The sequence below is a fragment of the Nocardiopsis tropica genome (assembly GCF_042660575.1).
GTDB lineage: Bacteria > Actinomycetota > Actinomycetes > Streptosporangiales > Streptosporangiaceae > Nocardiopsis > Nocardiopsis tropica.
The window spans coordinates 472,744-497,223 of sequence record NZ_JBHSUF010000002.1 but is presented as its reverse complement, the minus strand read 5'-3'; the positions used below and the strand labels follow the sequence as shown (position 1 = coordinate 497,223).

The following is a 24,480-nucleotide window of genomic DNA, read 5'->3' as shown; positions in this document are numbered from 1 at the left end:
CCTCGCCCCCCGGGCGGGCTCGGCGGGAAAACCGCCGAGCGCCCTCATCCGCCCGGCCCGGACCGCCGCAGGTGGAGGAGGTACTCCTCCCGGTTCAACGGGTTCCCGTCGGTGCGGGCCCGGCGCGGAGGGGCGCCGGCCACCGGCCGCACCCGGGAGCGGCGGCTCAGCAGGAACCCCTCGCCCCGCGTCAGGCCGGGCAGCGCCGTCCGGAACCCGTGGACCGCGCGGGCGGGCAGCTCCCCCCTCAGCTCCCACGCGCCGCCTCCCGGACGGGACTCGTGCACGTGGCCGCCGGCGGCGCCCAGGGCGGCCAGGACCGCGCTCAACGTGTCGGCGGGGACCTCCAGCTCGCAGGCGTGCACGGGCTCCATCACCCGTGTGCCCGCGCGGTGCAGCGCCCGCATGAGCACCATCGGGGTCAGGCAGCGGAAGTCCCGCGCCGTGCTGGTCGGGGCCACGAACCCGCTGCGGACCAGGGTCACCACGCAGTCGGTGACCTGCCATCCGTACAGGCCCTGGGACAGGGTGTCGTGGACCGTCTCCGCCACCGCCCGGTCGAACGACGGCAGCAGGGCGCCGAGCTCCACCTCCCTGCGGAACACGACACCGCTCCCCTCCTCCCCCGGCTCCACCCGCAGGCCCACCGTGGCGGTGAACCCGTCCGCGGGCTGGGAGCCGACCGTCTCGACGGCCTCGCCCACGCCGGCGGGGCGCTCGACGTGCACGATGGTGCTGCGGTCGAACACGGCGCGCACGCCGAAGTCGTCGGCCAGGGTCGCTGCGACCACCTCCTTCTGCACCTCCCCGTACAGCAGGACCGAGACGCCGTGGCCGGGCACGGTGCGCACACCGATCAGCGGGTCCTGCTCGGCGAGCGCCGTCAGGGCGGCGTGCAGGCGCGGTCCCTCGCCCTCGTGCTCCGGACGGGCGACCGCCTCCAGGGAGGGGCGCGCGAAGCGGGGCCCGGGGCCGCCGGGGGCGGGAGGGCCGAGCCGGTCACCCACACGCAGGCCCGGCAGCCCCCGGACGCGGCCGATGTGGCCCGCCGTCAGCGCACGCGTGCGGTCGCCCTCGGCGCCCACGACCTCCAGGCGGGTGACGCGGCCGCTGTGCGAGGACTCCGGGCCGTCGGAGGCCGTCGAGGTGTCGCGGTGGAGCACGACGCGGTCGCGCTCGGCCAGGCGGCCCGACCGCAGCCGCACGTAGCCGGTCTTCTCCCCCGAGGCCGAGCGTTCGACGGAGAACACCGTGCCCCGCGGTTCGGGGTCGGCGGTCCCCGGTTCCGGGGCGGTGGCGGGGAACAGGCAGGTGAGGGCGCGGACCAGCGCGGGGGCGCCCGCGCCGGTGACGGCCGAGCCGAACAGCACGGGGTGGACCAGCCCCCGCGCGACCTGGGCCGCGAGCACCCTGTCCAGTTCGTGCGCCGGCGGGGCCGGGAGGCCGTCGACCAGGCGTGCCAGCAGGTCGTCGTCGTGCGCCGCCAGGACCTCGGCCAGCGCCTCCCCCGTGGCCGGGTCGTCCCGGTCCGGGGGCAGCGTGCGGGCGCCGGGCGTGCCCGCGCCGCGCACGCGGTTGAGCGCGACCGCGTCCGGGGAGAGCAGCCGACGCACGTCCGCGAGCACTCCGTCGGGGCGGGCGCCCCGACGGTCGGTCTTGTTGACGAACAGCGCCACGGGCAGCCCCGCCTCCCGCAGGGTGCGCATCAGCACGCGGGTGTGGGCCTGGACGCCCTCGACCGCGGACAGGACGAGTACCGCGCCGTCGAGCACGGTCAGGGCGCGTTCGACCTCGGCCACGAAGTCGGTGTGGCCGGGGGTGTCGACGAGGTTGATCTGGACGGGGCCGGCCCGGAAGGAGGCGACGGCCGTGCGCACGGTGATGCCGCGCTCGCGTTCGATGCGGCCGGAGTCGGTGCGGGTGTCCCCGGCGTCGACGCTGCCGAGCCGGTCGAGGGCGCCCGCGTCGAACAGCAGGCGCTCGGTGAGGCTGGTCTTACCCGCGTCGACGTGCGCGACGATGCCGATGTTCAGGGCGGTCGGAAGAGATGACAAGAGCGGAGGTGTCCTCGGGGATTCGTGTCCGGTTGCAGGGCTCGAAAACTCCGTAGGACCGGCGCATCCCGTTGTTCCTCTCCTCGGCTGTCGGTCGGCGGTCCGATTCTGGCCCCGTCCCGGGTGCCGCACAACTCGTTTTCCCGTGTGGGGACGCCGTCGACGAGCGGCGAACCGGGTGACGGGTGCTCCGCCGGCGGCTTTCGGAGCGAAGGCGCCCCGCTCTCCCCCGGTGTCCGCCGCCGCTGCCAAGGGTCGCGATCGTTGTCCGACAGGATCCGCTCGGCTCCTCCGGCTTGACGCATGCCGATATGGGAATATGATTGTCCCATGGCACGAGCAGCGACGACGTCGGACGTCTTCAACGCGATCGCCGAGCCGCAGCGCCGGGAGATCCTGGCACTGCTGCGGACGGGTGAGCGTTCGGTGACCGAGTTGGCCCAGGAGCTGGGGATGACCCAGCCGGGAGCGTCCAAACACCTGCGGGTGCTCCGGGAGGTCGGGCTGGTGCGGGACCGCAGGGCGGGGAAGCAGCGCCTGTACGGTCTCGACGCCGGCGGGTTGCGGCCCGTCCACGAGTGGACCGGCGGGTTCGAGCGGTTCTGGAACGAGAGCTTCGACCGGCTGGACGCCTACGTGCAGGACCTGAAGCAGACAAGGGAAGCGGAGTAGCCGATGAGCGCGACAGAACAAGGAACGCCGACGAGGTCGGCGACAGCCGACCGCGAGATCGTCGTCTCCCGGACCATCGACGCCCCGCCCGAGCTGGTGTTCGAGGCGTTCACCGACGTGCGGCACCTGTCGCGGTGGTGGGGGCCGGAGGGGTTCACCACCACCACGCGGGCGTTCGAGTTCCGCGTCGGCGGGGTGTGGGACTTCGTGATGCACGGACCGGACGGGACGGACTACCAGGAGTGGATCACCTGGACCGAGCTCGCCCCGCCGGAACGGATCGCGATGCTCCACGGTGAGACCCGCGACGACCCGAACGCCTTCGAGTCGGTCCTCACGTTCGAGCCCGACGGTGCGGCGACCCGGATCGAGATGCGCACGGTGTTCCCCACCAGGGAGCTGCGCGACGAGGCGGCCGAGAAGTACCACGCGGTCGAGAGCGGCCGGCAGACCCTGGGCAACCTTGCCGCCTACGTCACCGAGACCGTCCGGAAGCGGTGACTGCCCCGGCCCCGGCGGCAGGCCGCCGGGGCCGGCCGTCCGCGGAGGGCCGGCCCCGGTCCCCCTCCGCGGACGGAGGCGTGTGCGCGGCGGGGATCCGGGGCGCGGGAGGAGCCGGGCGAGGAGGGCCGAAAAAGGGGTGTTCAATTCGACTCGGGGCTATTCTTTTATTTCCAGTTGAATTGCGGCTTTGATTCTGATTTGGCGGCCTGTTTTTACAGTTCGATTGAACGAACTATACGAAAGCAGGGGGATGCGGGTCGTGGCATCGGCGTTCTCCCGGGGCATCTTGGTCCTCGGAGCTCTCCGTCACCCGATGGTCACCCGCGCGGGTTCAACGTTCACCGGGCGGTGGTTGGGACGTTCCGCTTTCCGTGGCCGGATAGAGCACGGTCCCCGTCCGCCCCGACCGGGGCCGGGCGCTCCACGAACTCCAGGAGACCGTGCATGCCGGGAACTCCCCGCACCCCCGCCCCCGCTCCTTCCCCCACCCCCCTGACCGCGGTGCCCGCGCCGACCGCCCCGCCGGCGAGCGCCGCCCCCGTCTCCGCCTCCCTCGCGGAAGAGGCCGCCCGCGCCACCCGCCGCCAGCTCCTGGTGGGCGGCGCCGCCACCCTGGGAGCCGTCGCCCTGGCCTCCAGCTGGGCCCCCGAGGCACACGCCGACGCCGCCCCCCGGCCCGGACGGGTGGCCGAACCCTTCACCCTCGGCGTCGCCTCCGGAGAACCCCTCCACAACGGCGTCGTCCTGTGGACCCGCCTGGCGCCCGACCCCCTGGCGGAGAACGGGCTCGGCGGCATGCCCGACCGGCGGGTCGAGGTCGAGTGGCAGGTCTCCCAGGACGAGAACTTCCGCCGCATCACCACCTCCGGCACCGTCGGGACCGGCCCCCGCGCAGCCCACTCCGTCCACGTGGAGGTCCAGGGGCTGCGGCCCGGAACCCCCTACTACTACCGGTTCCGCCACGGCAACGAGATCAGTCCCGTGGGCCGGACCCTGACCACGCCGGCGCCCAACGCGCGGACGGACCGCTTCGCGTTCGCGTTCGCCAGCTGCCAGAGCTACACCAGCGGCCACTTCACCGCCCAGGAGCACCTGGCCAGGGAGGACCTGGACCTGGTCGTGTTCCTGGGCGACTACATCTACGAGACCGGTGAGGCCGGGGGCGCCGGGCGCCCCCACGTGCCAGCCCGGGAGGTCCAGACCCTGGCCGAGTACCGCGTCCGGCACGCCCAGTACAAGGCCGACGCGGGCCTCCAGGCGGCCCACGCCGCCTTCCCGTGGGCGGTGGTCTTCGACGACCACGAACTGGAGAACAACTGGGCCGACGAGACCCCGTACGGCGGCGAGCCCTCGGAGGCCTTCCTCCAGCGCAGGGCCGACGCGCTCAAGGCCTACTACGAGCACATGCCGCTGCGCCGCTCCCAGATCCCCGCCGGGCCGGACATGCACCTCTACCGCAAGCTGTCCTTCGGCAACCTCGTGGACGTGCACCTGCTCGACACCCGCCAGTACCGGGACGTGCAGGTGGCGGACTCCGAGCGCGGCGACCCCTCGCGCACCCTGCTCGGCGCGGACCAGCGGGCGTGGCTGCTGAACGGGCTGTCCTCCTCGCGGGCCCGCTGGAACGTGCTGGCGCAGCAGGTGTTCTTCTCCCAGCGCGACTTCGCCGCCGGCGCGGCCACCGACTTCAGCGACGACGCCTGGGACAACTACCGGGTCGAGCGGGACACCGTCCGCGACGCGCTGGCCCGTGTGCGCAACCCGGTCGTGATCACCGGGGACGTGCACGCCAACTACGTGTGCGACGTGAAGGCGGACTTCGACGACCCGGGCTCGGCGACGGTTGCCACGGAACTGGTGGGCACCTCGTTCACCAGCGGAGGGGACGGCGCGGAGCAGAACCCGGGCGACGCGGTGCAGCTGAGGGAGAACCCGCACATCCGGTTCGTCAACCGCAGACGCGGCTACGTCCGCAACGTCGTGACCCCCACCGGGTGGACGGCCGACTACAGGACGCTCGACTACGTGACCGACCCCGGCGCGCCCATCACCGACCGGGCCCGGTTCGTCATCGACGACGGCGTCCCGGGCGTGCGACCCCAGGCCTGACCGGCCCCCGGCTGCCGGAGGCGGGGCAGCCCGCCTCTCCCGTCTCCGGGCCGGGACGCCGGGGGCGGCCGGTGCGCCGCCCGCACTCCGCCCCGTCGGACGAACGCCCGGCCGGAGTTCTCCGGCCGGGCGCTGCGCGTGTCTGCCCGAGGGGCCACGGTGGGACGGCCCGGGGCCTCCTGCGGTCGGGGCGGCAGACGCTGTTCCGATACGGGTGTCAGGGGGGTCCGGGGTTGAAGACGGAATGCGTGCCGACCCTGCGCCAGACGATGTGCGCCTTCCCGGGGAAACGCTCGTCCCCGTACTCCCACGTGGCGCGCCCGTCAGGCGCCCAGGTCATCTCGTAGACCCCCGGAGCGCCCTGCACGCCCTTGACCCGCAGACCTGGTCGGAACCGTCCCTGCTCCACGTCGGGTGCGAACTCGGTGGTGACCACCTTGCGGAACCGCTCGACCTGTTGAGGCGTCAGCTTCTTGAAGTCGGCCCGGAACCGGGGGGTGGTGGCGAACGTGGCCAGTGCTCTCAGCGCTCCTCTTCGAGGGCGTCGAACATCGACTCCGCGTCCTCGAACTCCTCGGTTCGGCCCTCGGTGATCTGCTCACTGGCCTCCCGCTCACCCCGCTGCCATTCGGGGTCCCAGAACCACGCTTGGTCGGTCGGCACGGCGATCATGCCCCTAAGGGTGACCTGACCGCTCTCCGTGATGGCGAACTCGACCTCGTCCCCCTCCCGGATGTGGAGGGCCTCCGCCACCTCACGGGGCAGTGTGACCTGGTTCTTGCGACGCATCACCGCGCGTCGGCGTCTCGACTTCGTCTCGCTCATCGGTTGGGCCTTCCTGGTGGTCATGCGCTGGGCTTCCCTTCCCGAGGCATGGCTACAGCATGGATCAGAAAGTCAGACAGTTCAACTTTCCTACTGCGGTCCAGGAAGGACGACAGCACCTGTGAACCGGGCAGGGCCAGGAGTCCGGCGTGGCCCGGTCGCCTGTGCGCTCCCCATCGGGGCCGGGACCCCGTCTCCGGTCGGCGCGCCGACCGGAGACGGTAAATACTTCACCTGCATCCACCCGCGGGCCAGGCCAGCGGCACCTCAAGGAAAAAGTTCTTTTATTTCCACTCTCCGCGATTCTTCAAGGGGAGGGAATCGGGTGTTTTTCTTCCAGGCATACATGGAGTTGAGTGTTGCCTGGTGGCGCGCTTCCGGGTCTATAATCAGAAGCAGGCCGAGCGCGCGCCCCAGGACGACTCGAGGCCCGCAGGCGGTTGCGCTGGAAGTGCGAGAAGACGCGCACCGGTCTCTCGCGGTGGAAGTCCTCGACAGGCCCGCCGTGATTCCCGGAGGATCCGGATGCGGACCCGGGACACAAGGAATGGTGAAGGCGGCGCCGAGGCCCATGGGCGCGTGACCGCGACCGGTGTCGCGAGGTCCGCCCCAGGGTGCCATCGGTCGCGCACACGCCCGATGGAAGCGTCTTCGCCGCCCTCGGAGACGAGATCGAGGGAAGCCTCCGCTCGTTCGGAGGGTCGTCCTGCGAACGCGAATTCACGAGAGAGGAAGACTGTCTCATTTCTTGCGGGAAAGAGGCGGTTCCTCGCATCCTTCCTTGTCTTCATTTATATCTCCGAACACCGGGACCTCGTGCTCATGGAGACTGCGGGAAAATCGACAGGAAAAAGGCGTTCTCCGTCAAGGGTGTGAACTTTCCTGAGGAGAACCCGTCTGGGGCGTCCGGTCGCGGCACGGTGGTTCTGTGTTCTCCGGAGTACTGCAGCACGGGGCTTCAACAACCTCGCCGGAAGAAAAGAGGAACGACATGATTGGGCTCAAGCAAGGCGACAGCGGGGAGAAGGTGGCGTACCTGCAGGAACTGCTCATCGCAGCGGGCCACCTGGACAAGAACCCCGGCGCCGACGGCGAGTACGGGACCGAGACCACCGAAGCGGTCCGCAAGGCCAGGGCGGCGCAGGGATCGACCAAGCCCGGGACGCCGATCACCGGGACCGCCGGCGGGCAGGTCATGAAGGAGTTCGTGGAGAAGGTGGCGGGGGTGAAGTAGCCCGCGCCCGCTCCACAAGGCCATGACGCCATGGCCGGCCCCTCGCGACGGACACGCCGCGGGGGGCTCCCCTGCGAGCGGGCCGGGGCGCGGCCTCGGCCAGATCGCCACGGTCAGGCCAGGAGCCTGGTGCGGACCCGGTCGAGGTCGTCCTCCCCCACCCCCGCCTCAAGCAGGAGGGTCCGCGCGTCCAGTCCCCCGAGGACCCCGAGCACGGCCTCGCGCAGTGTCGTCCCGTGCTCCTCCATGAGCGACGCGATTGCCGGGGCCTGGTCCTGCTCTCCCGTCGCCGCGAGCAAGGGGGCGAGTTCGGCGGTCGAGAGTTCGTAGTCCTCGGCGATCGCCTCCTCCTCGACGCCCGCCAGGGACAGGAGCAGCAGGGTGACCAGGCCGGTGCGGTCCCGTCCCATCCCGCAGTGGAAGAGGACGCCGCCGGGCTCGGCCCGGGCCAGAGCGGTGACCGCGGCGGCGCACCGGTCGGCCTTGTGCTCGAGGAAGGGCCCGTAGTACAGGGGTGTGCCGTTCAGCCGCCGGATGTCGGCCCGCTCCCAGAACTCCACGTCCTCGACGCCGTCCAGGGGGACTTCCGAGCACGTCGTCCCGGGCGGTGGCCGGACCTCACTCTCGGCCGGTGGCAGCGTCGCCGATCCGGCGATGCCCGTCGGGCCCTCCCCCGGAACCGGCCTGATCTCGTCCTCGTTGCGCAGGTCCACGACGGTGCGCACGCCCGCCGCGTAGGCGGCGTTCCAGCCGTCGGACGTGACGAAGCGCAGGTCGGCGGAGCGGAAGAAGGCTCCGCGGCTGGTCGCTCGGCCGTGTCGGGTGGGAAGCCCGCCGAGGTCCCGTGCGTTGTGGAACCCCTCCCAGGTGATCCTTCTGCTGTCGCTCATGAACGCAAGGGATACGTCACCCCGCGAGCAGAGCCAAGGACCTTGGTCCCGTTATCGGCTTCTCCGGACCCGTTCGGGGCCGGCTCCGCAGCGCCACCGTGCCGGCTCCCCCGTAGGCGAAGACGCGATCCGGTTCAGGCGGCGGTCCCCACGCCCATCTCCTCGCGCAGGCGCTCCAGGGTCGTCCGCAGGAGGCGGGAGATGTGCATCTGGGAGTAGCCCAGACGCTCGGCGATCTCGGCCTGTGTGTGGTCGTGGAAGTAGCGCAGCATGAGGATGTCGCGTTCGCGCTCGGACAGGCGTGCCAGGGCCGGTTTGAGGGCCTCGCGGTCCACCACCAGGTCCAGGAGGTGGTCCTCGCAGCCCAGGTGCTCCTCCAGCGAGGGGGAGTCGTCCCCGTCCGCGTCCGGGTTGTCGGGGGCGTCCAGCGACAGGGCCCGGTAGAGGTCGGAGACCTGGCGGACCTCGTCCAGCTGCTCGCGGGTCATCCCGAGCTTGTACCCGAGTTCGTCGCCGGTGGGCGTGCGCCCCAGTTCCTGCGTCATCTCCTGCCGGGCCTGGTGCAGGCGGATCCGGTTCTCCTGCGCCGACCGGGGCACCCGCACGGCCCAGGTGTGGTCGCGGAAGTGGCGCTTGACCTCGCCGATCGCGGTCGGCATCAGATAGCCGAGGAACGGCGCCCCCCGGTCGGGGTCGAAGCCGCGGATGGCCTTGCACAGCCCCACCATCGCCGTCTGGTACAGGTCCTCCACCGGTTCCCCGCGACCCCCGTAGCGGTGCGCGATCCGCTTCATGGCCGGCGCGTAGTGGGACACGACCCGCTCCTGGAGCTCGTGTGCTCCGGGACCGCCCGGGCCCAGGGCCTTGAGCTGTCTGAGGAGGGCTTCGCCCGGGTCCCGTTCGCCCGGTCCCGGCCGTCGCGGCGCCGGGATCATCGGACCTCGTGCGGCGGGAGCGTCGACCGGAAGCGCGTCGGTGTCGGTGACGGACAAGAGAGACCCCCTGAAAGCCGGCCTGTGCGTTGCTGCCGCAACGGCAGGGCACGGCCCTCGAAGGCACGTGCCACTGTCATCCTTCCCTCACGAAGGAGACTAAAAGGCCCAGAGAGAACTTTGGGGAACTCTTACTACCACAGAGCGACAAACAAGACATTTAGTACAGGCATGTATGGAGTGCTCAGCGGCCGACGCACCCGGGGCACTCCCCCGCGCCCGCGGGGGCATGTCGGCGGCTTCCCGTTTCCGGCTGCGGCGTCGCGCGCTCTGCCTCGGGAGCCGCGGCGCGAACGCGCGCCGACGGGGACCCGTGAAGAACCGGTGCGACCCTCCCCTCGTCTCTCCGGACGCGAAAACACCAGGACGCCCCGTCGTCGGACCCGTACCATGCCCGGTGGTCGCCCTGCGGCGGCCACCGGTCCTGCGCACCGTGCCAGGACGCGAACGCACGAGCAGTCGGGGGAAGACGTCCGATGGCACCATCCGGTATCGCCTCCGTGGTGGGCGAGCACTACGCACTGGAGGGAGCGGACCTCGTCCCGGTCGGCGGCGGCGCGGACCTGAACGCCTCGCTGTGGCGGGCCACCGACGCGCGCGGGCGCCGCTTCGCCGTCAAGTGGAGCAGCGGGGGCTCCCCCGCGGGGCTCGTACTGCCCGCCGCGCTCAACGCGGTCCGGCCGGGAAGCGCTCCGGAGCCGCTGCCCGCACGCACCGGAGCCCTGTGGGTCGACACCGGCGGCGCACGCCTGTCGGTCATGGAGTGGGTCGAGGGCACGAGCGCCCTCGAAACGCCCCCGGGGCCGGCCGGATGGCGCGAGCTGGGTCAGATCCTGGCCGCCCTGCACGGGGTGCCGCTCGGGGACGAGGCACTGGAGCGGGTCCCGCGCGAGGACTTCGACCCCGGCCGGTGGGCCGGGCTGTTCGAACGCGTCGACACCGCGCTCGACGCCGGACCCGCCGAGGGGATCGGGCGGCGACTGGCAGAGCTGTGGTCCGGGAACCGCGCGGCACTGCGCGAGGTCCACCGGCGCACGATCGACCTGGCCGCACGCCTCCGGGAGCGGGACGGCCTCCCCGGCTTCGCCGCCTGCCACGCCGATCCGCACCTGGGCAACCTCGTCATCGCCACCGACGGGCGCCCGGTCCTCATCGACTTCGACGACGCGGTCCTCGCCCCGCGCGAACGCGACCTGATGTTCGTCCTCGGGGGCGGTGTCCTGGCGGACCGGGCCGCCACCGAGGAGCAGCAGGGCCTGTTCCTCGACGGGTACGGGCACCACCGGGTCGACGCCGAACTGCTCGCCTACTACCGGGGCCTGCGCGTGCTGGAGGACGCCTCCGAACTCGCGGGGATCGTCATCGACCCCGCCAGCGGCGAAGAGGAGCGCCGCGAGGCCTTCGGCCACGTCCGCGGCGTCTTCTCCCCGAGGGGTCTGCTCGCCCAGGCGCTGTCCGAATAGGGCCGCCGGGATCGCCCCTGGTCGCACCCCTGCAGGAGGCATGGGGAGCGCCACGGGCGGGTAGCCGGGTGGGCACGGGCGAGACCCCGGCGGAGGGACCTCCCCGCCGGGGTCCGGCGGGCGCCGCAGGCCGCGCCCACCGATCCCGGGAGACCACCGGCCCACTCGAAGGAGCAGCGTTCATGAAGATCCTCATCGTCCTGACCTCGCACGACGAGCTCGGTGACACCGGACGCAAGACGGGCTTCTGGCTGGAGGAACTAGCAGCCCCGTACTACCGCTTCAAGGACGCCGGCGCCGAGCTGGTGCTCGCCTCGCCCCGGGGCGGGCGTCCGCCGCTGGACCCCAAGAGCAACGAGCCCGACGCCCGGACCGACCAGACCCGGCGCTTCGAGTCCGACACCGAGGCCATGGCCGCCCTGGAGAGCACGGTGCGCCTCGACTCGGTCTCGGCCGCCGAGTTCGACACGGTCTTCTACCCCGGCGGACACGGTCCGCTGTGGGACCTCGCCGAGGACGAGCACTCCGTCCGGCTCATCGAGACCACCCTGCGGGCGGGCAGACCGCTCGCCCTGGTCTGCCACGCGCCGGGGGCCCTGCGCCACGTCACCGGAGAGGACGGCAACCCGCTGGTCCGGGGCAGGAGGGTCACGGGGTTCACGAACTCGGAGGAGGCCGCCGTCGGGCTGACCGACGTGGTCCCGTTCCTGGTGGAGGACCAGCTCGAGGAACTCGGCGGCGTCTTCTCCAAGGTCGGGGACTGGGAGCCGTACGTCGTTCGCGACGGCCTGCTGCTCACCGGTCAGAACCCCGCGTCCTCGGGTCCCGCGGCCGAGGCCCTGCTCGATCTGGTCGCCGAGGTGGACGGCGAACGCGCATGAGCGCACACGCCGTGACGAACACGGCCCGGAGGGCCGGCCCCGGGTCCCGTCCGCGAGGCCGGCCAACCGGCGCGCCCACCCGGATCAGGGCTACCCGCCCCCGAGGAGGGAGAGGAGCAGCTGCGCCAGGGCCACGAGCCAGCCCGCCGCGCCGAAGACCATCCCGGCCACCGCTACGCGGTGCGCCGCCACCGCCGACCGGTGCGCCTGCTCGGCCTGCTCGCGTTCGGCACGGGCGCGCTGTTCCTGGAGCTCCACGTAGGCGTCCAGGCTCTTGGAGATGCTCTCCAGGAGAACGAGGTGGTGGTCCTCGGTGGGGGCGGCACGGTACCTGGCCAGGCTGCGGGTGAGGTCCCTGCGTTCCCCGGTGGGTCCACCGGGCCCGCCCGGCGGCGCCCCGGCCGGTCCGGGCGGCCGCCTGACCAGGGACGCGAGCCGGGAGAACAGGCCCCTGCTCCGGGGCGGTCCGGTGGGGAGCGGGGGGTGTTGGTGCTCGCCGTCGTGTCGGCGGTAGGGACGTTCGACGGGCGGACCATAGGCAGGGGCATGGACCGGAGGCCGCCCCGGCATCGGGACCTCCACGGGCGTCAGGGGGCCGCCGAGGAGGTCCAGGACGTGGGCGGCGTGCGCGACCACGGCGGGATCGTGGCGCGGATGGGGAGTGGCGTCCATGCGACCACTCAAGCAGGTCGCCGGAGGAGGCGGAAGCGATTGCCCGAAGCGCGTGCGGGCCTCAGCCGTTCTCCGGTTCCTGTTCTCCCCGTCGGGTGCCGCCGGACAGCACCGCCGTGCGGAAGGCACGCGTGCCCAGGGCCGCCGCCCCGGCCGCGCACGCCCCGGCGCCCCACAGGAGCAGGAGGACGGACACCGGGTGCGCCCGCGCGAGGACGCCGATCACCGGGTTGGCCACCAGGAGCGGCAGCCACTGGGCGAGGGTCAGCACCGCGTGGGCCCGCCCCACGGCTCCGCTCGGGCAGGCGGCCATGAACAGCGGCCCGACGTGGGTGGAGAAGACACCGGTGCCCAGCCCCACGAGTGAGGACACCAGGCAGAACGCCACCGGTCCCGGAGCGAAGGCGGCGACCGCGATCCCCGCTCCCGCGGTGACCATCCCCAGCGCGGCGGCCGGGCCGGCGCGCCGGGCGGTGCCACGCCACAGGACCAGGGCGGTCGGACCGGCCATGCCGACCCCGAAGGCGCCCGCCGCCGCACCCGTGGCCACCGCGCCCCACCCGTGTGCGGCGGAGACCACCGGCACCAGGAGCGAGGAGAAGGGGATGGCGAACACGGCGAAGGCCCCGGTGAGCAGCGCGACCCCGCGCAGCAGCGGTGTGCCGAACACGGTCGACAGCCCCTCCCCGACCTGGCGGTTCAGGCCCGGTCCGGCGTCGGCGGACGCCGGGAACCGTGTCCGGGAGCCGACGAGGCGCAGTACCGCGAGCATCACCAGGTAGCCCAGGGCCCCGGCCCCGTAGGTGGCGGGCAGCCCCAGGAAGGTGATCGCCGCGCCTCCCAGCGGAGGCCCGCACAGCACCGCGCCCTGGAGGACGATCTGCCGGGCCGCCAGGGCGCGGCCCATGGCCTCGGAGGGGACCAGCAGTTTGGGGACCGACGCCGAGGCCGGGATGTTGACCGCGTCGACCGTGCCCAGGGCCAGAGCGGTCGCGACCATGGCGGCCGGCCCCGGATCGACGACGGACATGGCCAGTGCGCCCACGGCCGCCAGCGCGCCCAGGACCGCGTTCGCGGCCACCATGACGGGCAGCGCCCCGACACGGTCGCTGAGCGCGCCCCCGTGCAGGGTCAGCAGTACGCGGGGGACGATCTGCGCCGTGAGCACGGCCGCGGCGGCGCCGGGACCGATCAGGGCCGCGTGCCACACGAGCCCGAAGACGAGTATCTGCGTGCCGAGCGCCGTCGCTCCTGCTCCGGTCAGCCAGACCCGGTAGAGACGTGGGGGTCCGTGTTCGCTCCGAGCCATCGGGGCGGCCTCCGGTGCCTGTCGGTGGGGGTTTTCGGCACCGGGAACGCTAGCGCGCGCCTCGGACAGAGGCAGTGCGGAATTCCGGGCCTCGCCTGCCCCGGTCTCCGTCGCCTGGTGTCAGGAGGTGCGTACCGCGCTGACCAGCGCGGACCATTCCGCAGCAGGAACCGTGAGGTGGCCCAGTTCCCGGTGTCGCGTGTCCCGAACTGCAGTGACAACTCCCTCCGCCACCTCGACGCACTCACCCGACTTGCCGCTGTAGCTGGACGTGCGCCGAGCACGTGCCGGACCGCGTTCCGCGAACCGGGGGCCGGGCCCCGGCGCCCGGTTCAGCGCGTCGGCCGTGCTCCCGCCCACCCGAGGCCCTGGGATGATCGGGCCATGAACGACTTCATGACCCCGCAGGAGACCGCCCGCCGTGCCTCCGCCGCGGTCGACGCCGCCGTCGGCGCGGGGCGCGACCTCGGACTCACCGTGACCGACGCGAGGGTGCTCCACGACCTGTTCTCCGTCGTGGTCCACCTCGCGCCCTCACCGGTCGTGGCCCGGATCCCCGTCGTCCTGCCGCCCGGAACGGACCTCGACGCCCTGGCGCACCGCCAGCGCGCGGAACTGGACGTGACGCGGTGGCTGGCGGCCCAGGGGACGCCGGTGATCCCTCCCAGCCCCCTCGTCCCCCGGGAACCGGTGCGGCGCGACGGGTTCTCGATGACGTTCTGGCAGTTCGTCGAGGAGGACCGGGGCAGGGAGCCCGACTACGCGGCGAACGCCGAGAGCGTCGCGAAACTGCACGCCGCGATGCGCGGCTACCCGGGCCGCCTGTCGTTCCTGTCCGCGGCCGAACCGCAGACCCTCGCCGAGGACCTCGCCCGGCTCGACGGGCGCCCCGACCTCATCGACCCGTCCGACCTGGACCGCGCACGCCGCGAATGGCGTGTCCTGGAGCCCCTCGTGAGTTCGCGCACGGCCTTCGAGAAGGCGTTCCCGGGGATCGGCATCCAGCCGATCCACGGCGACTCCCCTCCGGCGAACATCTTCTCCGGGGCGGACGGCGACCTCTACTCCGACTTCGAGCTGGTGACCCTGGGCCCCGTCGAATGGGACCTGGCCGCGCTCGGCCCGGAGATCGAATCCGCCTACGACCGCGGAGCCCGGCGCAACGGCGTGCGGGAGCTGGACGGGGACGTCCTGCGCTTCGTGAACGCCGTGGGAATGCTGCGGGCCATCGCCGCCCTCGCCCTCGCGCCGCAGCTGCCCGTGCTGGTGGAGTACCTGGGGCCGGCCGTCGACCAGTGGCGGACGACGCCGTTCGCCGGTGGGATGGCCGACTGACCCCGGAGGATCCGTCCCGGCCGGGGAGCCCGCCGTGGCCGGGCCCGGCCGGGGGCGCACATCGTTCCTCAGGGGCGCGGAACCCGTTCCGCGCCCTCGCCCCGCCTCCCCCGCACGAGGTTCGCCGCGGCGGCCGTGAACCCGCACAGCGCGAGGAAGGCGCCGATACGTCCTTCCCTGACGTCCAGGTGAACGGGGTGGCCGAGGTTCGGATGGTGCGACAGGCGGAAGCCCCCCATGTCGGAGACCCCGCCGTAGCCGATGTGCACCGAAGCCCACGTGAGGGCGAAGGCGGCATTCAGCACGACCAGTCCCGCCAGCGCTCCGAAGAGGAAACCGTGGACGAATCGCCTGCCGTGGAAAACGATGACGCCCCCGCCTCGTGGAGGAAAACGTGAATGGTCCACGAGTGTTGTACCGGGCGGCCCTTCTCCTGTCACATCCGCTCCGGCCCCCGGTTCCGCCGTCACGTCCCCGATGTGGGAGAACCCAGCACGCCGTCGCGGACCCCTGACCGGATGTGGTCGCCGCCCTTGCACGGAGCCCGCGGGCGGGTAGCGTGGTCGCACCTCGGGACCAGGCCGTCGAGGGAAGGGCGGAGCCGATGAAGCCGAGTGACCCCACCTGCTCCATGTGCGGACGGCAGTACGACGGCGAGTTCATGACGGGTCTGCCCTGCCGCGTGTTCAGCCCCGAGGACGTCGTGACCCCGGGATGCCCGGCCCAGGCGCACATGATCGCCGACCTGGAGGCGAAGGCGCCCCGGGGGAACACCCCGCCGGCCGGGGGATGCCTCATGCTCCTCCTGGCGCTGCCGGCGTTACCGGCGCTGTTGGCCGCTCTGCCCCTGTGACCCCTGCTCCGCACGGGCCGCGACGGTGGATCCCCACGGCCGCCGCACTACCCGGCGAGGGCCTCGCCGATCTGGCGGGTGGTCTGCTCGGCGACCCGCGCGTCGTGTGCCGCGTAGGCGGTGTAGGCGCTCAGCCCCGAGGCCAGCGCCCAGCCCCGCCCCCGGGTCCAGGTGGCCTCGTCCACACCGAGCGCGGAGCGGAAGGCGGCCCGGCTCCCGGCCGACATCAGGGTGAAGGCGATGGTCAGGTCGCACGCCGGGTCCCCGACCCCCAGTTCGCCGAAGTCGATGACCGCGCTGAGGCTGCCGTCGTCCATCAGCAGGTTTCCGGTGTGGAAGTCGCCGTGGAACCAGACGGGCGGCCGGTCCCATCCGGGAGCGCCGAGCGCCGCCTCCCACAGCCCGGTCATCGCCGCGGCGTCGAACACGCCGCCGACCTCCGCGATGGCGGTCCGCGTCTGCCGGTCCCGGGCGGCCAACGACCTGTCCTCGGCCGCCGTGTCCGCGCCGTCGGCCGGGGCCTCCTCGGGGGCGAACCGCTGAAGGGCGCTCAGGAACCCGGCCAGTTCGACAGCGGCGCCGCGGGAGTCCCCCAGCGCCTCGACGGTCGCCACCTCGCCGTCCATCCAGCGCGACACCGCCCACGGCCACGGGTAGCCGAGGTCGGGTTCGCCCACCGCCACGGGGGTCGGCACGGCCAGGGGCAGGTGCGGGGCGAGCCGGGGCAGCCACGCGAACTCCTTGCGGGCCTGGCCGCGGGCACCGGCGTGGCGTGGCAGCCGGACCGAGAGCCCGCCGCCCAGGCGGTGGATGACGTGGTCCGAGCCGGCCGGGCCGAACGGCCTGAGCGGCAGCCCGGACCACTGCGGGAACTGGGTGTCGACCAGGCGCCTGACGAGCGCGGTGTCGATGAAGGGTCGGGGGTCCGGGGGCGTGTCGGTCGCCAAGGGCAGCTCCAGCCGTCGGCCCGCTGCGTCCGGCGGGCGCCGGGGCCATCACAGCGTCCCGCGCGCCCGCCTGTCCACCGGTTTTCACCGCGTGGGACGGGGCGGAGGGGACGGCGTGGGGCACCGTCGTCCCCTCCGCCCCGCGCCCCCGTGTCACAACCTGATCTGCTCGTCGGTGAGCGTCTCCCTGGCGTCCCGGTACTGGATGTGTCCCTCGTCGATGTAGTAGTCGGAGAAGTCCATGTTGGCGATGGACAGGTTGTTCTGGACCGTCTGGACCGCCACGGGGGTCGCGCGGAAGGACAGGCCGGGTTCCTCGTACAGGTCCACGAGCAGGAGCGGGTGCCTGGGGTCGCCCATGGTCGTCCTGTCGGCGATGATCAGGAAGGTGTGCTCGTAGTCCCGCGGGACAAGGGAGAGGATCTGCTCCGTGGTGGCGCCCGCGTACCGGGGGTCGTCGAGGACGTCCACGTAGGCGTGGTAGAACTTTTCCTCCTCCCCCTCCTGCCGGAAGATGCCGTCCGGCACAGGAGCGCGGACCTCCGCGACCACGGCCTCCCAGACCGCGTCGTCGGTGTGGTCGGTGCGGATGATCAGCGGGTCCTCGGTGTGGGGCAGCAGTTCCATGCGCGTGTCCGGCGTCCGGTACGGGGCCGTGCGGGCCGAGATCTCCAGCCGGGCCCCGAAGACGTCGTCGGGCCCCGGGGAGGAGTCCTCGTCCTCCGCGAAACCGATCGCGAAATACTCGTCGAGCGCTTGGACCAGCAGGTGGAACACGGCTGCGGCGTGCGGGCCGATCCGGTAGGAGTCCTCCCCGTCCCGGATGGCCAGCAGGGGATGCAGGAGCGTGTCGGCCATGGTCGTCTCGTCGGCGATCAGGACCAGGCTGGGGGTCCACGTCCCGGCGCGGTGCAGGGCGTCGCGGACCTCGTCGGGACCGGCGCCGCTCCAGGCGGGGTCGTCCACCACGACCAGGTGTTTGGGGTTCTTCTCCAGGATCGCTGCTTCCTGCGCGCTCACCGGGCCCGGTCCGGGCGGGTACGCGCCGGGCAGGTCGCCCAGGCGGGAGCGCACGTCCCTCCAGGCGTCGTCGTCGGCGTAGTGGGTGCGCACGATCAGGAGTCCGGGCACCGGGGGGCCGTCGGAGGCCGGGGGGAGGTTCAGGGTGGGGTGCATCGGGGGCCGCTTCGCAGGAGGGGATGGGTCCCCTCGGTTCTAGCAGGGCGGACCGACGATCCGCCCGACCTCCCGCACCGGGCGTCCCGCCCGCGAAGGCACGGGCGGCGGTCCCCCGCGTCCGGTCCCTCCGACCGGAACCCGCCGCGGCGGGCGCGGGGCGCGCCGCCGGCTCAGAAGCGGAAGCGCAGCACCCGCATCAACCCCCGGGTCCACGGCCACCGGGACAGCACCCGGTACAGGGAGCGGAAGGGCTGTTCGGGCACGGAGGCGTGGTCCCCGACCACCTCGTAGTCGCCGGTCAGCGACAGCCCCGGATACCAGCGCTCCGGCAGGCGGGGGTCCTCCAGGCCGTACATCTGCCAGCCGAACACCCCGGCCAGGCGGCCCACGTGGGGGGACACGACGTCGAACACCATCTCGCCCCCGCCGGGGAAGCACGCCAGGAGGCGGCCGAGCAGGGCATGGGTCTCCTCCGGCCGCAGGTACTCCACCAGGCCCTCGGCGACCACCAGGACGGGCGCGTCGGTCGGGACCTCCTCCAGCCAGTCGGACTCGGTCGCCGATCCGGCGAGAAGCCGGTAGCGCGGGGGCTCGGGCAGGACCCTGCGGCGCAGGGCGACGACATCGGGAAGGTCCGTGTCGATCCAGCGGCCCCGCTCGGGGGCGCCGATGCGCAGGGCGCGGGCGTCAAGCCCGCAGGCCAGCTGGAGGACGGTCCCCCCGGGGTTCGCCGCGATCCACTCGCGCGCCCACGCGTCGATGCGGCGGGCGCGCAGCAGGACCATGTAGCGGTCCCCCGAGGTGCCCCGGAGGTGGCGCCGGTCGAACTCCAGGCGGTCCATCACGTCCACGGCCCACACGTCGCCGAGGACCGGTTCGGTGTTGCGGAAGTCGAGGACCTTGTGGTGGACGGTCCACAGCAGGGTGCTCTCGACCTTGCCCAGGCGGACGTCGACCTTGTCCGTCGCGCGGTTTCCGGATCCGCCCTCGCCCATGCCCGGTGTCCTCTCGTCCGGCGATCGGTGACCGGTTCCCTACCCGTTACCGTCCGCCGGACGCGCGGAACCGGCGACCGTGTCCCGGCGTCGGGCCCGGGCGGGGCGCCCGCGGTACCGGGCGCTACTTGGTCTCGGGGCTGATCCACAGGGCCTCGGCGGCCACGAGGCCGAGGGCCTGGGAGCGCTCGGGGGCGCCCTCGTCGGGGCGCACCGCGATCTGGAGGGACCCCGCGAAGGGCTGGCGCTCGACCACCTCCACGTTCATCCCGATGCCGATCTCGATGTCGGCGAGGTAGCGGAGCAGTTCGGGGTCGGTGTCGTTGACCCGCACGATGACGCCGCTGACGCCCTCGTCGGCGTTGGACAGCAGCACGGACTCGCGCTCGACGATGTGCCCGTCGCGGGTCGGGATGGGGTCGCCGTGGGGATCCACCACGGGGTTGCCCAGGTGGGCGGCGATACGGTCGACGAACTTGTCCGACACGACGTGTTCGAGGATCTCGGCCTCGTCGTGGACCTCGTCCCACGAGTAGCCCAGCTCGGCGACCAGGTAGGTCTCCAGGAGGCGGTGCCGGCGCAGCACCGACAGCGCGGCCCTGGTCCCGGCCTCGGTGAGGTTGACCGCGCCGTAGCGCTGGTGCTCGACCAGGCCGAGCTCGGTGAGCTTGCGGAGCATGCCCGAGACCGAGGAGTTGGACACCGACAGGCGTTCGGCCATCCCGGAGATCGTCACCGGGCCGGTGCCGCGCTCCTGTAGGTCGTAGACGACCTTCACGTAGTCCTCGGCCGACGTGGACGGCCGTGCCGGTGTGTTCCCCATGGCCATAACCGTATCGCGGACCGCCCGCCGGAAACGATTTCCGTACCGCCCTGTGGACGGGCCCGAACCTCCTCGAACAGCCGCGAAGGGCCTCACCCCGGGCAGTTCTGACCGGACGGCGGCCCCAGTGCCGGACGCCCCCGCGAGACGATCCGCGCCCCGGCCGGGCCGACCTCGCGAACCTGCACGGAACCGCAGGCGCAACGCACCCACACGGTCAGGCCGAGGCCCGTGGCATGCCGGGACACCACCAGGAACGGCTGGTCGTCGGGCCATCCGCAGTGAGGGCAGAGAGTCGTCATCGCACACCTTCTCCATCGGGGTCTCACACCAGCCTCACGGCCGAAACCGTTAATGTCCAGGTTGAATTTCCGCATGGTTATGTGAAGAATCAGGTACATGATCGATCTCAGGCGCCTCCGTATCCTGCGGGCCGTCGCCCACTACGGGACGGTGACCGCCGCCGCCGGAGCCCTGCACTTCACCCCCTCCGCCGCCTCCCAGCAGATCCGCCAGCTGGGCAGGGAACTCGGCGTCACGCTCCTGGAGCCCAACGGACGGGGCGTGCGGCTCACACCCGCCGCCCGCACCCTGCTCGACCACGCCGACGCCATCTACACGCGGTGGGAGCAGGCCGAGATCGAGATGCGCGGGCTGGGCACCGAGCCCTCCGGAATCCTGCGGGTGGCCGCCTTCCCCATGGCGCTGTCCCGGCTTCTCGCCCCCATGGCCGCGGCCCTGACAGCCCGCCACCCCCAGCTCGACGTGCGCGTCCTGGAGGCCGAGCCCGGGGAGTGCCTGGACCTGCTCTTCCAGGGGGAGATCGAGCTGACGGTCATCGAGGCCGCGCCGGGCGCGCCGCCCCGCACCGACGCCCGTTTCGACCAGACCCCGCTCCTGGACGACGTGTTCGACCTCGTGGTGTCCGACCGCCACCGCCTCGCGGGGAGGGAGAGCGTGGCGCTGGCCGAGACCGCCGCCGAGTCGTGGATCCTGCCGACCCCCGGCACGACCTGCCACGCGCACACCATGACCGCCTGCGCCGCGGTCGGTTTCACCCCCGACGGCTCCCACCAGGCCCTGAACTGGGGAGCCGTCGCCAGCCTGGTCGCGCACGATCTGGGGGTGGCCCTCATTCCACGCATGAACGACCTCTCCCCCGGCCTGCCCATCGCACGGGTGCTCCTGGAGGGCCCCTACGTCCCGGCGCGCAAGATGCTCACGTGCGTCCGGGAGGGATCGCGCCGCAACCCCGCGGTGGCCGCCGCCCAGGAGGAGCTCCAGAGGCTCGCCGCCACCGCCGCCGTCTCCACCGCCGTCCCCGCCTGACCGCCTGCGCCCGACGCCGACGTCGGGCAGATGTCCGTTCCTCACCACGTTTTGAGGGTTGTACCTTTCCGACAGGCGTGAAAGGCGGCAAAGCTTACACCGGTGTTTCACAGATAAAATCAAGGTGTCTCCTCCCCTCCGCAGAAGGGCGGCACCATGGCGGACGCCTCCACGGCCATCGAACTCGACCGGGCCGAACTCCGCGAGGTCACCGGTTTCACGGTGGCGTGCGCGCGCCCCTCACTGGCGCTCTTCGAGCGCGAGCGGCCCGGCGACCGGCGCCCCCGGGCCGCGATCGAGGCGGCGCTGGCGTTCGCGGACGGGGCCGAGCGGACCAAGGCGATCCGCGACAACGCGTGGGCGGCGCACCGCGCGGCCCAGGAGACCCGCGACGCGGGCCGGGGAGCGGCGAGCGCCGCCGCGCGCGCCGCCGCCAACACGTGCGGTGCGGCGTTCCTCCACCCCCTGGCCAAGGCGACCCAGGTCAAGCACATCCTCGCGTCGGCCGCCTACACCGCGCACGCACTCGAACTCTCCTCCGGGGACGGTCCCGACGCCGCCGACGACCACCTCGCGCGGCTGAGGCTCCTCGCCACCCCCGTCGTCGTGGACGTCCTGGGACGCTACCCCGACGCCCCGCCCGGCGGCGGGCGCATCGGGGAACTCGTCCGCCGGTTGGACGCGTCCCTCCGGCGGTCCCCGCCGGCGCGCTGACGCAGGGACCCTGTCAGCGGCCGATCCCGTCCAGCTCGGCGAGGTCCTCGGTGGAGAGCCGGAGCCCCGCGCCGGCGGCGTTCTCGCGCAGGTGCGCCCTCGACGAGGTCCCGGGGATGAGCAGGATGTTCGGCGACCGCCGGAGCAGCCAGGCCAGGGCCACCGACATCGGCGTCGCGTCCAGGCGGTCGGCCACGGCGGAGAGCGACGAGGACTGGAGGGGGCTGAAGCCGCCGAGCGGGAAGAAGGGCACGTAGGCGACGCCCTGTCCGGCGAGCTCGTCGATCAGCTCGTCGTCCTGGCGGTGGGCGAGGTTGTACATGTTCTGCACGCACACGATCGGCGCCATGGCGCGCGCCTCGGCGACCTGCTCCGCCGTCGCGTTGCTCACCCCCAGGTGCCGGATCAGGCCCTGCTGCTGGAGTTCGACGAGGGCCGCGAGGGGCGCGGCGAGCGAGCCGGGGCGGGGCCCCTGGGCGTCACCGAGTCGGAGGTTGACCAGGTCGAGCACGTCGAGGCCGAGGTCGTCGAGGTTCTCGTGGACGGCGCGGCGCAGGTCCTCGGGCTCGCGGGCCGGGGGCCAGCCGCCGTTCCGGTCGCGGTCGGCGCCGACCTTGGTCACCAGGTGCAGCTCCGGGGGGTAGGGGTGCAGCGCTTCCCGGATGAGCTGGTTGGTGAAGCGCGGCCCGTAGGCGCCGGCGGTGTCGATGTGCGTGATGCCGAGGTCGACGGCCTCGCGCAGGACGGCGAGTGCGGCGTCGCGGTCGGTCGGCGGGCCCATGACCCCGGGGCCGGCGAGCTGCATGGCTCCGTAGCCGAACCGGGAGACGGACAGCTCTCCCAGGTCCCAGGTGCCGCCGGGGAGGGGGGTGGAGGGCGTGTTCATGTTCTTGCCTTTCGTCGCGGTCAGGGGGTGGTTCCCGAGGGCTCCTTGCATCAGTATGGGAAGGCAACTTCCCTCTGGGAAGTAGGCACTTCAGGGTGCGTAAGTCACCCACGGGTGAGGGGAGCAGGCGATGGCGACGAGGACGGCGGCCCAGAAGAGGGCACAGGCCAAGGCCGAGTACGACGCCTTCCTGGCGGTGTGTCCCAGTCGTCAACTGCTCGACCGCATCTCCGACAAATGGGTCACGCTGATCCTGTGCGCCCTGGGCGGGGGCGGTTCGCCCCGGCCGGGTCCCGACGGCTCCGGCGAGCCCCGGCCGATGCGCTACTCGGAGCTGTCGCGCCGGCTGGCGGGCGTCAGCCAGAAGATGCTCACCCAGACGCTGCGCTCGCTGGAGCGCGACGGGCTCCTCATCCGCACCGCCGTGCCGACCGTGCCCGTCACGGTCACCTACGAGCTGACCGACCTCGGTCTCTCACTGCACGGGGCGGTGCGCACCATCAAGGCCTGGGCCGAGGCGCACATGGACGACGTGCTCGCCAACCGCGAGGCGCACGACGCCCGCGACGCCTGAACCACCCCGTCCCGCGAAGCGGAGGTAGCGCACCGGCCCGCCTGCCGCTTCTGCCCGCTCGGCCCGAGCCGCCCGCGTCACGCGGAGTGCCGCCGCCGGCAGCCGGACCGCTCCTCCCGAGGGCCCTCCCGGCCCCGGCGCGCCTCCCGTGCCGGGGCGGATCCGGACGCGCCCCTCCGGCGCGCCGACGGATGGGCGCGCCGACGGATGGGCGCGCCGACCGCGGCGAGCAGGCCCGGCCCCTCCCCGGGGCCAGGCTTCCCGACCGGGACGGCCGGCCCGACCCCCGACCAAAGAGACGGCTCCGGTCACGAAAGGAGAATGCGCCCGCGCGCCGCGCGACCCAGGCTGGGCGCATGACCACTTTCCACAAGACCGATCGGGCGCCGGACCTCTCCGGATTCCCCGGCCGCCGCATCGGCGGCGCGGCGCTCATCGCCGCTCCGCTCCTGTGGTGCGCCGGCCTGTTCCTGCGCTACCTCGCCCTGCGCGGAGGCGCCTTCACCGAGGCGGAGCTGCGCGCGTTCGAGGCTCAACCCTTCATGGCGCCCTCCCAGCTCGCCGCCTACGCGGAGTCGCCCCTACTGGCCACGGCCGCACAGGCCCTGTTCGCCTCGGGGGCCATGCTGCTGGTCCTCGCGTTCGCCGCCCTCGCACGCCTGGTCGCTCCGAGATCTCCGCGCCTCGCGACGACGGGCGCCGCGCTGATCGCGCTCGGGCTGCTCGGCCGCATGTACTCGGTGGGCGTCGACGCGACCGCCTTCGCCCTGGTGGACGACCTCGGCCTCGGTCCGGCGACGGCGACCGTGAGCGCCGCCTACGCCGATCTCGCCTACGGTCCGTGGCGTGTGCCGGTGACCGCGTACTTCGGCCAGTACGCCGGCGTGCTGCTGCTGGCGGTCGGGGCCCACCGCTCGGAGGTGCTCGGCACGGGCCGCACCGTCCTGCTGCTGCTGTGGGGAGTGCTCTGGACCGGGGTGCTGAAGGAGGCGACACTGTTCGACTGCGCTGTCGCGGCGGCAGCGGCAGGGCTGGTGTTCGCACCGCTCGGGGTCCGTGTTCTGAGGAGGGCGGCGCCCGACCGCGCGGCGGAGCGAAGCGGAGCGCCCGCGAACACGTGGTCGCGCCTTCTCAGCTGGTGACCGGGCGGTGGTGGGCGGCGGCGCTGCGGCTAGGGTGTGGCGGGTGAGTGTCGAGTGCCGTACCCGCCCTCGGTTCGGCCGCGTCGACCGGTTGCTCG

Annotated in this window: 27 protein-coding genes; 12 read left to right on the top strand and 15 right to left on the bottom strand. The window is 72.9% G+C overall.

Annotated elements, in window-relative coordinates; all coding sequences use genetic code 11:
• Positions 1-44 precede the first annotated feature (44 nt).
• A complete protein-coding gene (locus tag ACFQBR_RS05170) occupies positions 45-2,054 on the bottom strand; it encodes a GTP-binding protein (protein ID WP_344175808.1) in 2,010 nt (669 codons plus the stop codon).
• 330 nt (positions 2,055-2,384) lie between these two features.
• Between ACFQBR_RS05170 and ACFQBR_RS05165 the strand changes: the two genes are divergently transcribed.
• The 3 genes from ACFQBR_RS05165 to ACFQBR_RS05155 all read left to right on the top strand — a co-directional run bounded on the left by ACFQBR_RS05165 (position 2,385) and on the right by ACFQBR_RS05155 (position 5,339).
• Complete coding sequence (locus ACFQBR_RS05165; protein ID WP_267950037.1) at positions 2,385-2,726, top strand: ArsR/SmtB family transcription factor; 342 nt, start codon at positions 2,385-2,387, stop codon at positions 2,724-2,726.
• Between the two features lie 3 nt (positions 2,727-2,729).
• Complete coding sequence (locus ACFQBR_RS05160) at positions 2,730-3,227, top strand: SRPBCC family protein (RefSeq protein WP_267950038.1); 498 nt, start codon at positions 2,730-2,732, stop codon at positions 3,225-3,227.
• 447 nt (positions 3,228-3,674) lie between these two features.
• Positions 3,675-5,339: an alkaline phosphatase D family protein gene (locus ACFQBR_RS05155; protein ID WP_267950039.1), complete on the top strand. Its 1,665-nt coding sequence runs from the start codon at positions 3,675-3,677 to the stop codon at positions 5,337-5,339.
• Between the two features lie 217 nt (positions 5,340-5,556).
• Here the strand turns inward: ACFQBR_RS05155 and ACFQBR_RS05150 are convergent, their stop codons facing one another.
• Positions 5,557-5,775, bottom strand: coding sequence for a hypothetical protein (locus tag ACFQBR_RS05150; RefSeq protein ID WP_344175804.1), 219 nt, complete (start codon positions 5,773-5,775; stop codon positions 5,557-5,559).
• An 86-nt stretch (positions 5,776-5,861) separates the two neighbouring features.
• Positions 5,862-6,188 carry an AbrB/MazE/SpoVT family DNA-binding domain-containing protein gene (locus ACFQBR_RS05145; protein WP_344175802.1) on the bottom strand — a complete coding sequence of 109 codons (327 nt, stop codon included), beginning with the start codon at positions 6,186-6,188 and terminating at the stop codon, positions 5,862-5,864.
• Between the two features lie 967 nt (positions 6,189-7,155).
• On the opposite strand from ACFQBR_RS05145, the gene ACFQBR_RS05140 reads away from it, so the two are divergent.
• Positions 7,156-7,398, top strand: coding sequence for a peptidoglycan-binding domain-containing protein (locus ACFQBR_RS05140; protein WP_267950040.1), 243 nt, complete (start codon positions 7,156-7,158; stop codon positions 7,396-7,398).
• A gap of 113 nt (positions 7,399-7,511) precedes the next feature.
• On the opposite strand, the gene ACFQBR_RS05135 is transcribed toward ACFQBR_RS05140, so the two are convergent.
• Both ACFQBR_RS05135 and ACFQBR_RS05130 read right to left on the bottom strand, forming a co-directional pair.
• The gene (locus ACFQBR_RS05135; RefSeq protein ID WP_344175799.1) at positions 7,512-8,288 is read right to left on the bottom strand and encodes a tyrosine-protein phosphatase; all 777 of its coding nucleotides are present in this window, start codon (positions 8,286-8,288) and stop codon (positions 7,512-7,514) included.
• A gap of 134 nt (positions 8,289-8,422) precedes the next feature.
• On the bottom strand, positions 8,423-9,223 hold the full coding sequence (locus ACFQBR_RS05130) for a SigB/SigF/SigG family RNA polymerase sigma factor (RefSeq protein ID WP_344175938.1): 801 nt from the start codon (positions 9,221-9,223) through the stop codon (positions 8,423-8,425).
• Between the two features lie 533 nt (positions 9,224-9,756).
• Here ACFQBR_RS05130 and ACFQBR_RS05125 point away from each other — a divergent pair.
• The gene (locus ACFQBR_RS05125; protein ID WP_344175796.1) at positions 9,757-10,743 is read left to right on the top strand and encodes a phosphotransferase enzyme family protein; all 987 of its coding nucleotides are present in this window, start codon (positions 9,757-9,759) and stop codon (positions 10,741-10,743) included.
• Positions 10,744-10,925: 182 nt separating this feature from the next.
• Positions 10,926-11,624: a type 1 glutamine amidotransferase domain-containing protein gene (locus ACFQBR_RS05120; protein WP_267950042.1), complete on the top strand. Its 699-nt coding sequence runs from the start codon at positions 10,926-10,928 to the stop codon at positions 11,622-11,624.
• Between the two features lie 90 nt (positions 11,625-11,714).
• On the opposite strand, the gene ACFQBR_RS05115 is transcribed toward ACFQBR_RS05120, so the two are convergent.
• The 3 genes from ACFQBR_RS05115 to ACFQBR_RS05105 all read right to left on the bottom strand — a co-directional run bounded on the left by ACFQBR_RS05115 (position 11,715) and on the right by ACFQBR_RS05105 (position 13,965).
• Positions 11,715-12,296 (bottom strand): hypothetical protein, encoded by a 582-nt coding sequence (locus ACFQBR_RS05115; RefSeq protein ID WP_267950043.1) that lies wholly within the window; start codon positions 12,294-12,296, stop codon positions 11,715-11,717.
• Between the two features lie 61 nt (positions 12,297-12,357).
• Positions 12,358-13,605, bottom strand: a complete 1,248-nt coding sequence (locus tag ACFQBR_RS05110) for an MFS transporter (RefSeq protein WP_344175793.1) — start codon at positions 13,603-13,605, stop codon at positions 12,358-12,360.
• Between the two features lie 120 nt (positions 13,606-13,725).
• A complete protein-coding gene (locus ACFQBR_RS05105; RefSeq protein ID WP_378552202.1) occupies positions 13,726-13,965 on the bottom strand; it encodes a DUF397 domain-containing protein in 240 nt (79 codons plus the stop codon).
• 24 nt (positions 13,966-13,989) lie between these two features.
• Here ACFQBR_RS05105 and ACFQBR_RS05100 point away from each other — a divergent pair, with 24 nt between their 5' ends.
• Complete coding sequence (locus ACFQBR_RS05100) at positions 13,990-14,940, top strand: phosphotransferase (RefSeq protein WP_267950045.1); 951 nt, start codon at positions 13,990-13,992, stop codon at positions 14,938-14,940.
• A 68-nt stretch (positions 14,941-15,008) separates the two neighbouring features.
• Here the strand turns inward: ACFQBR_RS05100 and ACFQBR_RS05095 are convergent, their stop codons facing one another.
• Positions 15,009-15,347, bottom strand: coding sequence for a hypothetical protein (locus ACFQBR_RS05095; protein ID WP_267950046.1), 339 nt, complete (start codon positions 15,345-15,347; stop codon positions 15,009-15,011).
• Positions 15,348-15,544: 197 nt separating this feature from the next.
• Here ACFQBR_RS05095 and ACFQBR_RS05090 point away from each other — a divergent pair, with 197 nt between their 5' ends.
• Positions 15,545-15,793 carry a hypothetical protein gene (locus tag ACFQBR_RS05090; protein ID WP_344175788.1) on the top strand — a complete coding sequence of 83 codons (249 nt, stop codon included), beginning with the start codon at positions 15,545-15,547 and terminating at the stop codon, positions 15,791-15,793.
• A gap of 47 nt (positions 15,794-15,840) precedes the next feature.
• Here the strand turns inward: ACFQBR_RS05090 and ACFQBR_RS05085 are convergent, their stop codons facing one another.
• The 5 genes from ACFQBR_RS05085 to ACFQBR_RS05065 all read right to left on the bottom strand — a co-directional run bounded on the left by ACFQBR_RS05085 (position 15,841) and on the right by ACFQBR_RS05065 (position 20,039).
• Positions 15,841-16,740 carry an aminoglycoside phosphotransferase family protein gene (locus ACFQBR_RS05085; protein WP_344175786.1) on the bottom strand — a complete coding sequence of 300 codons (900 nt, stop codon included), beginning with the start codon at positions 16,738-16,740 and terminating at the stop codon, positions 15,841-15,843.
• Between the two features lie 153 nt (positions 16,741-16,893).
• Positions 16,894-17,916 carry a DUF6924 domain-containing protein gene (locus tag ACFQBR_RS05080; RefSeq protein WP_344175784.1) on the bottom strand — a complete coding sequence of 341 codons (1,023 nt, stop codon included), beginning with the start codon at positions 17,914-17,916 and terminating at the stop codon, positions 16,894-16,896.
• Positions 17,917-18,089: 173 nt separating this feature from the next.
• The gene (locus ACFQBR_RS05075; RefSeq protein ID WP_344175782.1) at positions 18,090-18,914 is read right to left on the bottom strand and encodes a class I SAM-dependent methyltransferase; all 825 of its coding nucleotides are present in this window, start codon (positions 18,912-18,914) and stop codon (positions 18,090-18,092) included.
• Between the two features lie 124 nt (positions 18,915-19,038).
• Complete coding sequence (locus ACFQBR_RS05070) at positions 19,039-19,737, bottom strand: metal-dependent transcriptional regulator (RefSeq protein WP_267950051.1); 699 nt, start codon at positions 19,735-19,737, stop codon at positions 19,039-19,041.
• A 92-nt stretch (positions 19,738-19,829) separates the two neighbouring features.
• Positions 19,830-20,039 (bottom strand): hypothetical protein, encoded by a 210-nt coding sequence (locus ACFQBR_RS05065; protein ID WP_267950052.1) that lies wholly within the window; start codon positions 20,037-20,039, stop codon positions 19,830-19,832.
• 97 nt (positions 20,040-20,136) lie between these two features.
• Here ACFQBR_RS05065 and ACFQBR_RS05060 point away from each other — a divergent pair, with 97 nt between their 5' ends.
• Both ACFQBR_RS05060 and ACFQBR_RS05055 read left to right on the top strand, forming a co-directional pair.
• Positions 20,137-21,066: a LysR family transcriptional regulator gene (locus tag ACFQBR_RS05060; protein WP_344175779.1), complete on the top strand. Its 930-nt coding sequence runs from the start codon at positions 20,137-20,139 to the stop codon at positions 21,064-21,066.
• Between the two features lie 156 nt (positions 21,067-21,222).
• Positions 21,223-21,780, top strand: a complete 558-nt coding sequence (locus tag ACFQBR_RS05055) for a putative immunity protein (RefSeq protein WP_344175777.1) — start codon at positions 21,223-21,225, stop codon at positions 21,778-21,780.
• Positions 21,781-21,793: 13 nt separating this feature from the next.
• Here ACFQBR_RS05055 and ACFQBR_RS05050 read toward each other — a convergent pair whose 3' ends face one another.
• Complete coding sequence (locus tag ACFQBR_RS05050; RefSeq protein ID WP_344175775.1) at positions 21,794-22,666, bottom strand: oxidoreductase; 873 nt, start codon at positions 22,664-22,666, stop codon at positions 21,794-21,796.
• A gap of 130 nt (positions 22,667-22,796) precedes the next feature.
• Here ACFQBR_RS05050 and ACFQBR_RS05045 point away from each other — a divergent pair, with 130 nt between their 5' ends.
• Positions 22,797-23,240: a winged helix-turn-helix transcriptional regulator gene (locus ACFQBR_RS05045; protein WP_267950056.1), complete on the top strand. Its 444-nt coding sequence runs from the start codon at positions 22,797-22,799 to the stop codon at positions 23,238-23,240.
• Between the two features lie 356 nt (positions 23,241-23,596).
• Entirely contained in the window at positions 23,597-24,382 is a 786-nt protein-coding gene (locus ACFQBR_RS05040) for a hypothetical protein (protein WP_344175772.1), read from the top strand.
• Positions 24,383-24,480: the final 98 nt, after the last annotated feature.